Here is a 12,941-nt window from a genome sequence, read left to right on the forward strand (position 1 = left end):
GTTTATGCTCCTACGTATGTATCTGTGCCGGAGCGGCGCGGGGTGCGTCGCAGGCGGTTTGTGCGCAAAGCTACCAGTGCGCAGACTGTTCCAATAATAACCATGAGCCATTGCAGGGGCGAACCATACCTAACGGAAAAGGTCTCGCCGCTACGCAAAGGCAATTGCTCCACGAGAGCGGCCGGCGTGAAAATTTCCGTGGACTGGCTGACGCGGCCATCGGGGTGAACAATGGCAGATACTCCAGAGGTCGCCGCCACCACCACGGCACGGTCTGTTTCCATCGCACGCAGCCGGCTCATGGCCAATTGCTGGTAAGTCATATCCGAGTAGCCAAAGGTGGCGTTATTGGTTGGCGTAGTCAGTAATTGTGCGCCATTTTTGACCGATTCTCTAAAGGCGTTGTCGAAAGAGACTTCGTAACACGTTGCCACGCCTACCGGCACGCCCGCCATGGAAACCACACCTGGACCATCGCCGGGTTTGAAGTCCCCGGCAAAATCCACGTAGTCAGAAAATTTGGCAAAGAAATCCCGCATCGGCATGGTCTCACCGAAAGGCTGCAGGTACTTCTTATAGTGGTGGTCCCCTACCGCGTGGCCAGGGGCAAAGACCTGCATTGTATTGCGGGCGCCCACGTCATCGCGCGTAGCGGTGCCAACCAGAACGGGGGCATCAATCGCATCAACGGCACCACTGATTGCCGCGGCTGCCCTACCGTCATGGAAAGGATTGATATCGGATGAGTTTTCAGGCCAGATGACGAGGTCGATGTCCTTGTCGCGCGCGGCCAGCTTCTTCGTTTCAGCCACATGATTATTGAGAACCGCTTGCCGCTGCCCAGCAAAATCTAGGCCCATGCGAGGCACGTTTCCTTGAATGGCAGCAACCTTTGCTTCACCGACAATGGAGTCGTCGCGGTTGATGCTCAAGCCCGCTACCGTCGCGGTCGCAAGGGGAAGAATAACTGTCACCAGTGCGACGGCCTTGGCCTTCCACCCGCGTTGAATCACCAAGGCGGCGATTCCGCAGCCACACAGTACTGTGGCGACGGTGATAAGCGAGGTGCCACCCCACGGCGCTAGCTTGGCTAGCGGCCCGTCGATTTGCCCCCAAGCCAGTTTGACCCAGGAAAAACCACCGAAAGGTAGAGAAGAACGCAGCACCTCCACCGCGAGGTAGACGAACGGGAAAGCAATAAAACCGTACTTCCACCGTGCCACCGCAGCGCCGCCAAAGCCCAATAGGATGGCGTAAACCGCAAGCCATACTGCCAACGCAATATACGGCCCGCTTCCCACCAATTCACCGATCCAGGGCAAGGTGAGAAGATAGAGCACGAGTGAATGCGCTACCGCGAGTAGTGCGCCCAGACGGGCGGAGACGTGTCTAGTTCCCCAAGGCATCAAACTCACATAGAGCAAGCCCATACCTACTACTGCGGCCCACCACCAGCCGCGGGGCTCAATGGCGGCATAAGTAAGCAGACCAGAAAGGCCCGCCACTAAAAGGCGGGCAAGGATAGGCAACACTAGCTCTTGCCGCCCTTGGTCTCGCCACCGGCAGGGCCAAAGTCATCCGGATCTAGGTTTTCAGTCCACCGGCGAATCTCTTCCTCATCCAAGACCTCATGTGGGCCAGCGTCCTGAGTACTCGGGTGCCCGCTGTGTGCGGCTTGTCCGCGGCCGAAGGAGACAAAATCGCCATACGTGTCATGCTGCTGCGCCATCGGGGTTGCCTCGTAGATCTTGACACCCATATTCTCGATCTTGCGGTACAAAGACGCTGCCATAACTGTGCGGATGATTGCACGGGTGGGCGAGAAAATAAGTAGGGCGCCGAGAATCGTGGTTAGGAAGCCAGGCAAGGAGAGCAACATGCCGCCTACCAAGGTAAGACCTACGTTGCTGGCAGTCTTGCCCATATTGCCGCCGCGGACAACGTAAGTGCCGTCTCCTGTGCGTTCGACCTGCTTTCCCATCAAGCGCCGGACTTCAATGCCGGCGATGGACATTCCGAAAAACATGGTGACAAAGAGTGCGATTAGCGCCCAACCTACACCGATCCATGTGGATACGGCCCAGAAAGTCAGGGTTTCTGCGACCATGTAGAGAGCAAAATAGAAAAACGGCATGGCCTCAGTTTAACGAGGCAGACTGAAAATGCGCTGGCAACACTCGTGAACTATGCTGCAGCTGCGGCAGGTTAAACTGGTGCGCATGTTTACTCCTGCGCTTTTCGACGACCCTCAGTACGGCACGTGCACCCGCATCCACGTTGCCGGCGGCAGCACCCACGCCCCAGATTGGGTAACTTTGGCAGAATGCGCCAGTGATTGCGCGGATGGATTTGTGTACATCGACCGGTTTTCTGCCATCGAGCTGCGCGGAATTACGGATGCGGAGGCGCTTAAGCGGCGGCTCCAGGGCCTGCATCTACATGCCGCCACGGTGCCGGTGCTGGCCTCACCCCTATCGGCAGCGGCCAAGCAGGCGGCCCAAGATATTGCGGCTGAATTGGGTGCGATAGAAGGCGGGCCAGGTCTTGCAGTCATCGCGGAAGAGGATAGCTTGCCCGCGGGTGCCGCTGGTGTGAGTTTAAACATCGACAAGGATGGTTCTTTGCACCTTGGGCGCTCCCCGCTTGTCGACGCCCCTACTGCCCCACTTACCCCACACGCCGCCGCCCGTCATTATGAGGAAGCACTCCAGCGCGCGGAGGCCGAGGAACACACAAGCTCCGCCCTGGCAGAACCCGGCCCCATTGGCTGGCTGGATGAGCATCTGCCTGCGGGCATCGTTGATCTGGGCGCAGGCGTTCATAAAGGCGCAATTCCAGCCGAGTTTGCACAGCTCATTGGGCAGCTGGAGGTAGACATCACCGTCACCCCGTGGGGTGGATTAGTCTTTCACAATATCGCTGAGGGCGATGCCGAGGTGGTTCTGCGCGTACTCGCCCCGCGTGGATTCATCTTCGACATCAACTCCCCACTGCTTCGCGCACAGCAGCAGGATCGCAGACTCTAGCGTGGCATGTGACGCCAGATTGGGCGCGGCACGAGGCGCATGATCCACGCTAGGCCCTGTAGAGCTCTGGGGATCCAGATGGTGCGCGAACGCGGTCTACCGCGCCGTGCATCGTGGTCTATGCAGCTGACCACGGCCTCGGCCACATCCTCTGGACGCACCGAAAGCGGCGCCGGTTTCATTCCTTCTGTCATGCTGCCAATCACGAAGCCGGGGCGTGCGGTAATGAGTCCTAGCCGACTGCCGTGCAGCTTATCGGCCAAACCTTGACAGAAGGCGTCAAGACCAGCCTTGGTAGAACCGTAGACGTAATTCGCTCGACGGGCCCTCCACCCTGCGATCGAGGAAAACGCGATGATGCGGCCGCGCTGCATGCGCTCAGAAACCAAGGTGAGCAGGGAAATCTGCGCCGCGTAATCAATCGTGGCGATGTCGACCGCGTGGGAAGCATCGCGTTCCGCTCGCTCCTGGTCACCCAGGATGCCAAAGGCTACAACCGCAATCTCCAGAGGTCCTGCTAGCTCTATCGCGCGATCGACAACTCCAGCATGGGACGGAAAATCTGCGGCGTCGAAATCAAGCAAGTGCACGCTGCGCGCGCCCGCCGCCCGCAACTGCTGTTCTCTACCGTCCATTCCGTGGGTGCCACGAGCAGCGAGCACAATGTCCTTACCGGGAGCCACCCGCCGAGCTATTTCGCCGCCGATATCACTGCGACCGCCAAGTATTAATACGCCAGCCATTTAACGGACTTCACGCGGAGCTAGGTTGAGGGACTCGTAGCCATCGCTAGTAAGCACCACGATATCCTCCAAGCGCATGCCCCACTTGCCTTCCACGTAGATGCCCGGCTCAATGGAAAAGGCCATGCCTTCTTCCAATGTGAGGTCATTGCCTTCCATAATGAACGGCTCTTCGTGCGTAGATAGTCCAATGCCATGTCCGGTGCGGTGGACAAAGTTGTCGCCCCAGCCGGCTGCAGCGATCGCCTTGCGGGTAATGGCATCGATCTCTGCGGCGGTGCTACCGGGGTGAGCTGCGGCGCGGGCGGCTGCTTGGGCGTCGGCAAGCACGGCATAAGCATCCTGAAAGTCCTGCGGTGCCTTGGAAACGTCCCCGCCGACCACGTAGGTGCGGGTGCAATCGGAGTGGTAACCAGAAGGCAGAGTGCCGCCGATATCGACGACGACTGGCTCGCCCTCCGCTAACACACGGTCCGAGAAACTATGGTGCGGGTTGGCGCCGTTCGGACCCGAGCCGACAATCACGAAATCGATAACGGTGTGCTCTTGCAAGATGAGCTCTTCCAATTCCTGAGCCACCTCCGCCTCGGTGCGGCCCGGCTGGAGGAGTTTTGGCACCTGTGCGTGGACCGCATCGATGGCCTGGCCAGCCTTGCGCAGCTCAGCAATCTCAGCTTCATCCTTGCGGGTAAAAAGCTCCGCCAGCGCGTAGGTAGCCAACTGATAATTAGCGAGTGGGATCAGATCCTGAAAACGCAGGACGTGGTCTGCAGTCAGCGACTGCCCCAAGGCCACGTTGTTTAGAGCAGCGCCTGCACCATCTAGTGCTAGCTCATAGGGATTATCGCCGTCGTTCCAACCCCGCAGCTCTACATCCAGCTCTCCTACTGGAGCCGCCTTGATATCGGTGATATCGGTATTAGGCGCAGCGATCCAGGCATTGCCTTGCTGCGGCACGACCAAAACGGTAAGGCGCTCGTGCGAGGAAACCCAGGAGCCAGTGAGATAGGCAAAGTCTGGACCCGTACCGATGAGGAGCAGATCGATGTCCTTGTCCTTAGCGGCCTGTTGGGCGGCCTGCAGGCGCTGGGCGTAGACATCAGCGGAAAAAGTCTGAGTAACAGTCATGTCCCAGAGTCTACTCGCCCAAGCCGCGGCCTCTAGGCGCCGATGGCTACCACACCGCGCTGAACGGCATCGATAGCCCTACGGGCATTGCGCTGAATCTCGCCGTCATAGCCGGTCTTCGCCACCTGCTGCAGGAGGTCAATGACTTGCCGGCACCAGCGGACAAAATCACCGGGGGTAAGTTCGGCGCCGGCTTCATTAGCGGCAGCCATGCAATAGCCCAAGGGGGCACCGGCTGCCCATTGGTGGACGGCCAGGGCGAAACCAGCCTCCGGCTCACGGGTAGGCGGCAGACGGTGGCGCTGCTCATCGGCGGTGAGTTCGGTATAAACGCGCCACGTGCCATTCATGGCATCGGCCATGCGCTCGGTAGCTGCTTCTGGCTGCCCACTGGTAGCCTTGCGGTTCTCGAAACAGCACAAAGAAGCAACGCCGGCAAGCTCGGCAGGATCCAGCTCATCCCAAATCCCGCGCTTCAAGCACTGTGCCACGAGCAGATCGGATTCGCTGTGAATCTTGGCTAGACGCTCGCCTTCCTCAGTAATTACGGGCGTGCGTTCGGAACCTACCCCGGTGAACTCGACATAGTCCATTTCTGCCAGAAGGTCCACGATGCGCTCGAAGGTGCGGCCCAAAGTATCTGTAGCCTTATTTACCTTGGACTGGAGCTTATCTTGATCTCGCTCGCGTCGCGCCAGTTTTTGTGCCAAGCCCGCCAGCTGCTCGCGATCAGTAGCCGGCCACTCGTGCACGGGATGAGCGCGTAGCTGATCGCGCAACTGCCCTACCCGCTTATTGGGCCGAGTACGGGGCTGCGACTTCATTCGCTTGGGGCGGTCGAAGTGCTCTCGGTGCAAGACATCCTGCACATAACGGGTATTGCGCCGCGGATTCTTGCGTACCGGCTTGGGGATTTTAATGCGCCCCACCTGAATGGGAGGGTTATTGATCCCAGCGGCGTCGATCCGACCAGACCACCCAGATTCCGTGGTAATCCACGGGCGGGGATCCGCGGTCTGGTTAGCGGGCGTGACAACCGCAGCGAGAATAGGGCGCTTCTTGCCAGGCATGGCAATAACGTCGCCTAGCTGCAGGCGTCCCAGAACCGCGATTACTTCTTGGTTGCGTTGGTTAGCGCTATCGATTTTGGACTGCTTTTCTTCAGCGCTGAGTTCGCGGCGCAGGCGGACGTAGTCCATCAGTACCTCGGCGGGATCTTCCCCATCCTTGGCAGGAGGTGCGAGCGATGCCACGGCATCATCCAGCTGGCTGCGCAGCTCGCGTACTCGATGTTCCGCGCGCTCAATTTCACGGGTTTCTTCCACCACCGAGCCATCCGCTTGGAACTGGGCAAAAGACTTCTCTAACAACCGAAGAGAGTCTTCGAACCCAAGCATGCCCAGCAAGTTGATTGCCATATTGTAGCCTGGAGCGAAGGTAGAAATGAGAGGGTAAGTGCGGGTGGAAGCAAGGCCGGCTACTTGACGCGGATCCATGGCGGGGGCCCATTGCACGACTGCATTGCCCAAGGTATCGATGCCGCGACGCCCCGCGCGGCCAGTTAGCTGCGTGTACTGGCCGGGGGTGAGATCAACGTGGGCCTCACCATTGAATTTGATGAGTTTTTCTAGCACCACGGTGCGCGCCGGCATATTGATGCCGAGAGCCAAGGTTTCGGTAGCGAAGACGGCGCGGACGAGGCCGCGTACGAAGAGGTCTTCCACGATGTGCCGGAAGGCCGGCAGCATACCTGCATGGTGCGCCGCGAAGCCCCGGGAAAGGGCTTCGCGCCATCGCTTGAAGTCTAGGACCTGTAGATCTTCTTCGGGGATACCTTCTACACCAGCATCGACGATTTCTTTGATCTGCTGCGCTTCTTCTTGGGAGGTAAGCACCATGCGGCTGCGCAGACACTGATAGAGCGCGCCATCGCAGCCAGCGCGGGAGAAAATGAAGGTAATGGCCGGCAGCATGTCTTGGGACTGGAGTACTTTCAGTACCTCCGGACGGCCCAAGGGGCGATAGCGATCCTGCTGGCGAGAAGCACCGGAGCGTCCCCTTCCCCTTCCACGGAATTCACTACGACCGCCGCCCTTGTGGCGGGCGCGTGCGCGAAAACCCTTGCCGGACTTATAGTCTGCGCGACCGTCGTCGGTATCGCCGGCCTCAAGACGCTGGATTCTACGCGCCAGCTCGGTGTTGACTTGTCCGCCGGATTCGGGTTCGAAAAGCGGATAAATCTTACGTCCCAGCATCATCCACTGGTCGAGCGGAACTGGGCGGTGTTCGGAAACGATGACAGTGGTATCGCCACGCACAGTGGAAAGCCAATCGCCGAATTCTTCCGAATTGGACACTGTGGCAGATAGACCAATGATGGAGACATGGTCTGCCAGGTTGAGGATTACCTCTTCCCACACTGCGCCGCGCGAGGCATCGGCCAAAAAGTGGATCTCATCCATGACCACATGGGTAAGGCGATCTAGTGCTGCGGATTCTGCGTAGATCATATTGCGCAGCACCTCGGTGGTCATAACGACGATCTCTGCATCGGAGTTGATCGATACATCACCGGTGAGCAAGCCGACGGCTTCCTCACCGTGCTCTTCCACCAAGTCGTGATACTTCTGGTTGCTCAACGCCTTAATGGGAGTTGTATAAAAGCACTTGGTACCTCGGCTTAATGCCAGCGATACTGCGAACTCGCCCACAATGGTTTTGCCGGCGCCGGTCGGCGCGCACACCAACACGCCGTGCCCGTCCTCTACGGCCTGGCAGCCCTTAACCTGGAACTCATCCAAGGGGTATGGCAGGGCTGCAGAAAAGGAATCCAGATGAGTTTCAGTCATGACTCCCCAGGCTACCCGTGCCTAGAGGACATCGTCGAAAAAGCCGCCGCCGTGTGACGGAGTGCCCTTGGACTCAGTGTTCCACGTTTGCTCCGGCTGCTGCCGGGCCTGTTGAACTGGCTGCGTGGGGATGGGTGAAGGGTTTACCTGGCTTGGCGCCGCGACGGGTGTAGGCCCGCCGACCGCTCCTGGTCCTGCGCCGAGCGGTGAGGCAGCCTCATCGTCGAGGTCCATCCACTCGGGGCGCTGGCGTTGCATGCGCTTATCGTGGAGGCGACAGAACTGGAATGCAATCTCAATAAGAAGAATGAGGGATCCAGCTAAGACCACCATTGAGAAGGGATCCTGGCCCGGGGTGACAAAGGCGGCAAAAATCATCACGAGGACGATAATGATCCGCCGTTTGTCTTTGACATGCTCATATTCGAGCACGCCGATAAGATTGAGCGAGACGATAAGCAGGGGAATTTCAAAGCTGATGCCGAATATCAGCAGCAATGCCAAAAGGAAGTAGAAATAGCGTTCACCTGTCAGCGCTGCTGTTTGGTACTCTTCACCGATGCCCATGAGGAATTCCAGCCCAACGGACAGGATGAAATACGCGAGCACGGCGCCAGCAACGAATAGTCCCACTGCGGCAGAGACGAAACTCAAGGTGTAGCGACGCTCATTTTTATGGAGGCCAGGGACTACGAAGGCCCAAATCTGATATAGCCACACCGGCGAGGACAATACGGTGCCCGCCAGAGCGCCTACCTTCAAGCGCAGCAGGAGCATTTCAAAAGGGCTGGTGGCCAAAAGACGGCATTCGCCATCCGCACTGAAAGAGGCGCGCTTGTCTGCTGGCAGCGCACAATAGGGCTCGCGGAGGATCTCACCCAGCGGGGAGATACCGAACGGTGCGCGTTGGTACCAGATAAAGCCAATGATGGCGCCGACGACCACCGCTAAAACGGCGATGATGACGCGGCGGCGAAGCTCCTGCAGGTGCTCCACCAAGGTCATCTCCCCGGTAGGGTTCTTCTGCTTGCGCGAAAAACGCAGCTTCCCCTTCACGTTCTTGCTTGCCTTCGGGGCAGAAACAGGTTGTGACTGTGGCGACATCAGTATGGCTCTTTCAAACGCAAAGAAGCGAACACTTCCCTGCTGCGCGGATTACGAGAGTGTATCCACGCGCTGCAGAGGTGTTCGCGCAACGACGGGCTGGGGGCGTTTACTGCTGAGGGTTGGTGTTGCTCTGCTGGCCCGGCTGCATGTCCGGTCGATTCCAGAATTCCTCGTCGGACTGCTGCTTCTGGTTCAGCTGTGCCTGCGCCTGGGAACGCTGGGTATCCTCGGACTGCATCTCATTAACCTCAGATTTGAAGATGCGCATGGAACGGCCCATGGAACGTGCCAGATCCGGCAGCTTCTTTGCACCGAATAGCAAGACGATAACGAGAACGATTAGGCCGATTTCCATAGGTCCTAGGCTCATGGAGAAACCTCTTTCAACTAGTGCGCCAGCATGCCGAGCAGCGGTACTGCCGGAAAATCTTCCAGCGGGCGGGCGCAGTTAACGGGCAAGTAACTGGCTATTGAGTATAGCCGCTCAAAGCGGCATTTCCTCGCTCCGCAATGAGCTTAACCACGGATTGAGGAGCAACTACTCGCAACCTATCAGCTTGACCCAAGGCAAAACGAATCAGCCAGTCCACTGATCCCACAGGCATCGTCGCAGCTACTTCCCCATTTCCTAGGTCTTCGCCCAGCCGCATATCGTAATACTCAGCCAGCCACGTGAATTCTTGGTTAATTGCTAGTTTCACGGTGTCCCCATTGCCCAAATTAAAGGGTGAAACGGCATCGAAATCGAGGTCTTTTAAGTGCGGCTGCGACTGCTCTTCTTCCATGTGAGCGGTCCTTATACGGTCGATCCGGAAGGTGCGATGGGCTTGCTTAGCTTCTTCCCATGCCGCTAGATAAGGCTCAGAATCAACGATGAAGATGCGGGCTGGGTCCACCAGCCTCTCGGATTCTGCATTAGATGAAGCACTCCAGTAGCGCAGCCTCACTCGCTTTCGTTCATTGACCGCTTGAGTCAAAAGCGCTTGGATATCCGTCTCTTCAGGGGCCGGAGTAGACAGCGAATCATAGATTGCTGCCGTCTTTTCATCCATGATGCCGCGTAGTTTAGCAGCGGCGGATTCGACAGCCTGGGCGTCAATGAGCCCCGGCATTGCCTGCAGTGACTCCAAGGTAAGGAGCAAGGCGCCGGCCTCGGTGGGAGTAAGACGCAACGCTTGGCTTAGGCCTTGATCATTGTGAATGGTTACCCCGTCGCGGTAGCTGAAGCTGAGATCAATGAGATCTTCAGTATTGCGGCCCGTGCCGGAACAAAATAGACGATCGAGGGCCTCCTTCAGCTCACCGGGCTCCATTCCCAAATCCGTAGCCGCTTCCATCGGCGTCTTGTCGGGGTGATTTTTAAAGTAAGGAATCAGGTTCAAAGAGCGCACGAGCGCCTGGAGCTTTTGCGATGCATCGGCCATATCTAGCGTCCTTCCTGCCGTTGCGCGGCGGCGCGCAGAAGAGAAATGACCTCCTGGCGCACCCCGGCAGGTTCGACCACCTGTACCTCTGGCGCGTACCCGGCCGCTGTGCGCACGAGCCAATCCTTATCCACGTTGCGCAGCATTACCGTGCCATCAGGCTGCTTCTCGCCCGCATCCATTAACTCCTGTGCCTTTCCCACCGGAATAATAAGCCGCGCGTCTACCTTTTCTCCGCGCTGCAATGCGCGCTCTACCAAGACCTGCAAGGTCTCTGTTGGCACGGTGTGTTCTGCAGGATGATGTGAGCGTTTGATATCGGAGACGCGAAGCGCACGAAAGACACGTGGGGCGCCGCGGTCCACATCGAAACCCACGATGTAAATGTGGCTATCACGGTTGACCACTCCCCAAGGATCCATCACGCGGCGTACTGGCTTAGCGGCCGGGTTTGCGCGGTAGGAAAAAGTAATGCGCAGTCGGTTGCGCACCGCAGCGAGGACAGAGGTAATAACTTCCGGGGCAAGGCGGGTGATGTCATTGACCGCTGTGTACACCGGCGCGCCGGAAAGGTTGCGCGAGGCGCCGCTGGCGGCAATCTTGGTCCACCCAGATAAAGAGAAATCGCTTAAGCCTCCCGTGGTACCCATTCCCCCTGCTATGCCTAAAACCATGGCCTCTTCCGGAGAAAATTCCACCGACGGTAGCTGGTAACTACTCGCGTCAAGACGGTAGCGCGCGCCATCCTCACCACCGGAATGCACAATGGGCACCCCAGCACGTTGGAGGGTCGCTATATCGCGCGCCAAGGACTTGGCAAAAGCCTCGCCCGACTTATCGCCGTACCCGGCAACGTGGCGACGAATCCATGCAGCGCTGCGATCAGGGCTACCGCCGGAGTTTGCCGCGCCTTGTAGCGCGAAGGAGAGGTTGGTGAGCCGTTCTACCGCCTCATCATGTCGTTTGGGCGTGGGGTTGTGTGCTGCCACGTGCTGTGTTGTCTCCCTGATATGACTCTATGGTGGGTCTAGCTGTGGTGTGAACGCATATAGTCTAGCAATGCATCGACTCGTTCATCGTGGGCAATGAAGGGATCCAAAAGTTCCTCGGTTCGCGGTTCGGGCCGATTGACTTTCAGCCGCGTCCAATCAACGGTGACATTGGCGCCACAGTTACGCGCGGTAGCCAAGAACTGGCCGCGCAGCGCAGCACGCGTGGTCGCCGGCGCTGTGTCCATCGCGCGTTCAATATCAGAATCCTCAATCCAGCGATCGATAAGACCTTTGCGCAGCAGTACATGGTAGAGCCCGCGTCCAGGACGGATATCGTGATACGTCATATCAATCTGGGCCAGCTTAGGGTGGTCCCACTGCCCACCGAGCCGCGCACGGTAGCGCTCAAGCAGGGCGAGTTTAATGACCCAGTCGATTTCCCTGTCCACTTCGGAAAAATCTTGGGTCTCAATGGCACGCAAGGTGCGCTGCCAGAGATCAACCACGCGTCGCATTTCGGAGGTAGGGGTACCAGCGTCTTCCCTTTCTTCCAGCCATTGGCTTGCGCGCATACAGAGCTGCTGTTGCACCTCCAGCGCGGTAACGGAGCCACCTCCGGCAAGCGGCAGTTCGGTCAAACCCGTCATATCGCGCGCGATGGCGCGGATATGGTGAATCGGCTTTTCGATATCAAATTCCGGCAGCTCAAAACCCGCTTCCAGCATTTCCAAGATAAGCAGCGTTGAGCCTACTTTCAGCGCCATAGTGGGCTCGGCCATATTGGAATCTCCTACAATGACGTGCATGCGGCGGAAACGTTTGGAATCGCCATGCGGCTCATCGCGGGTATTAATGATGGGACGCGAACGGGTGGTGGCAGAAGATACGCCTTCCCACACCTGGTCCGCACGCTGCGAAAGCAGAAACTGGGCGGGCTTATCGCCCTTAGCGGGTTGGATCATGCCAGCGCCACAAATGAGCTGGCGGGTGATAAGAAACGGCAAAAGCGCGAGCCCCAAATCCTTGAGCACCATGTGGCGGCCAATGAGATAGTTTTCATGGCAGCCGAAGGAGTTGCCAGCCGAGTCCACGTTGTTTTTAAAAAGGTACACCGCACGCGGGTGGCCCGTGGCGGCGAAGGCTTGCTCTGCTTGCTCGCCGAGCCGGTTGACAATGGCATCGCCCGCGCATTCATAGGCTAAAAGCTGGCTCAAGCTATCACACTCGGCGGTGGCTACCTCGGGGTGGGAACCGACATCGAGGTAGAGGCGGCTGGCATTGGTTGAAAAAATATTGGAGGAGGAATGCTCCTGGACGATGGGCCGGAAAAGCACGCGCGCTACCTCATCGGGGCTCAGAGTCCGTTCCTTCGAGCCCGCGCTGGTAGTTAGGCCATATTCTGTTTCAATGCCCATGATGCGTCGGGCAAAGATAGGGCGCTGGTCAGTCACCCTTACTGCCCGCCCTTTTGGACATAGGAGCGCACGAATTCCTCGGCGTTATTTTCTAGTAGCCCGTCGATCTCATCGAGGAGTTCATCGGTGCCGGTGGTATTGATGCTGAGCTGCGTGGAGGTAAACTCCTCGTCGCCAGCGGAGTCATCGCCGCCATTACCGCCGGTGACCTGAGACTGGTGAGTGGACATAGGTGGGAAATCCTTTCTGTGGATCCT

At 58.2% G+C, this 12,941-nt stretch carries 12 protein-coding genes; 1 reads left to right on the plus strand and 11 read right to left on the minus strand.

Features of this window, described 5'->3' with window-relative positions; genetic code table 11:
• Nucleotides 1-2: 2 nt before the first annotated feature.
• A complete protein-coding gene (lnt, locus tag WMP97_RS11090) occupies nucleotides 3-1,532 on the minus strand; it encodes an apolipoprotein N-acyltransferase (RefSeq protein ID WP_340440510.1) in 1,530 nt (509 codons plus the stop codon).
• Nucleotides 1,532-2,134 (minus strand): FxsA family protein, encoded by a 603-nt coding sequence (locus WMP97_RS11095; RefSeq protein WP_248098257.1) that lies wholly within the window; start codon nucleotides 2,132-2,134, stop codon nucleotides 1,532-1,534. Before WMP97_RS11095 ends, lnt begins: the two co-directional genes overlap by 1 nt.
• Nucleotides 2,135-2,219: 85 nt before the next feature.
• Between WMP97_RS11095 and WMP97_RS11100 the strand changes: the two genes are divergently transcribed.
• The gene (locus tag WMP97_RS11100; protein WP_239206031.1) at nucleotides 2,220-3,026 is read left to right on the plus strand and encodes a precorrin-3B synthase; all 807 of its coding nucleotides are present in this window, start codon (nucleotides 2,220-2,222) and stop codon (nucleotides 3,024-3,026) included.
• Here the strand turns inward: WMP97_RS11100 and WMP97_RS11105 are convergent.
• The 9 genes from WMP97_RS11105 to WMP97_RS11145 all read right to left on the minus strand — a co-directional run bounded on the left by WMP97_RS11105 (nucleotide 3,023) and on the right by WMP97_RS11145 (nucleotide 12,914).
• On the minus strand, nucleotides 3,023-3,769 hold the full coding sequence (locus WMP97_RS11105; protein WP_340440511.1) for an SDR family oxidoreductase: 747 nt from the start codon (nucleotides 3,767-3,769) through the stop codon (nucleotides 3,023-3,025). The genes WMP97_RS11100 and WMP97_RS11105 overlap by 4 nt on opposite strands.
• Nucleotides 3,770-4,897, minus strand: coding sequence for a M24 family metallopeptidase (locus tag WMP97_RS11110; protein WP_248098262.1), 1,128 nt, complete (start codon nucleotides 4,895-4,897; stop codon nucleotides 3,770-3,772).
• Between the two features lie 32 nt (nucleotides 4,898-4,929).
• On the minus strand, nucleotides 4,930-7,746 hold the full coding sequence (locus WMP97_RS11115; RefSeq protein WP_340440512.1) for a DEAD/DEAH box helicase: 2,817 nt from the start codon (nucleotides 7,744-7,746) through the stop codon (nucleotides 4,930-4,932).
• Between the two features lie 21 nt (nucleotides 7,747-7,767).
• The gene (gene tatC / locus WMP97_RS11120) at nucleotides 7,768-8,850 is read right to left on the minus strand and encodes a twin-arginine translocase subunit TatC (RefSeq protein WP_301732070.1); all 1,083 of its coding nucleotides are present in this window, start codon (nucleotides 8,848-8,850) and stop codon (nucleotides 7,768-7,770) included.
• A gap of 109 nt (nucleotides 8,851-8,959) precedes the next feature.
• A complete protein-coding gene (tatA, locus tag WMP97_RS11125; RefSeq protein WP_239206021.1) occupies nucleotides 8,960-9,223 on the minus strand; it encodes a Sec-independent protein translocase subunit TatA in 264 nt (87 codons plus the stop codon).
• A gap of 97 nt (nucleotides 9,224-9,320) precedes the next feature.
• Nucleotides 9,321-10,277 (minus strand): helix-turn-helix transcriptional regulator, encoded by a 957-nt coding sequence (locus WMP97_RS11130; RefSeq protein ID WP_248098279.1) that lies wholly within the window; start codon nucleotides 10,275-10,277, stop codon nucleotides 9,321-9,323.
• Between the two features lie 2 nt (nucleotides 10,278-10,279).
• Nucleotides 10,280-11,266, minus strand: coding sequence for a helix-turn-helix transcriptional regulator (locus tag WMP97_RS11135; protein ID WP_239206017.1), 987 nt, complete (start codon nucleotides 11,264-11,266; stop codon nucleotides 10,280-10,282).
• A 38-nt stretch (nucleotides 11,267-11,304) separates the two neighbouring features.
• A complete protein-coding gene (gene pafA / locus WMP97_RS11140; protein ID WP_301715787.1) occupies nucleotides 11,305-12,684 on the minus strand; it encodes a Pup--protein ligase in 1,380 nt (459 codons plus the stop codon).
• 38 nt (nucleotides 12,685-12,722) lie between these two features.
• Nucleotides 12,723-12,914 carry a ubiquitin-like protein Pup gene (locus tag WMP97_RS11145; protein WP_005324778.1) on the minus strand — a complete coding sequence of 64 codons (192 nt, stop codon included), beginning with the start codon at nucleotides 12,912-12,914 and terminating at the stop codon, nucleotides 12,723-12,725.
• Nucleotides 12,915-12,941 lie beyond the last annotated feature (27 nt).

Origin of the sequence: Corynebacterium sp. KPL4072 (assembly GCF_037908395.1) — a bacterium.
GTDB lineage: Bacteria > Actinomycetota > Actinomycetes > Mycobacteriales > Mycobacteriaceae > Corynebacterium > Corynebacterium kefirresidentii.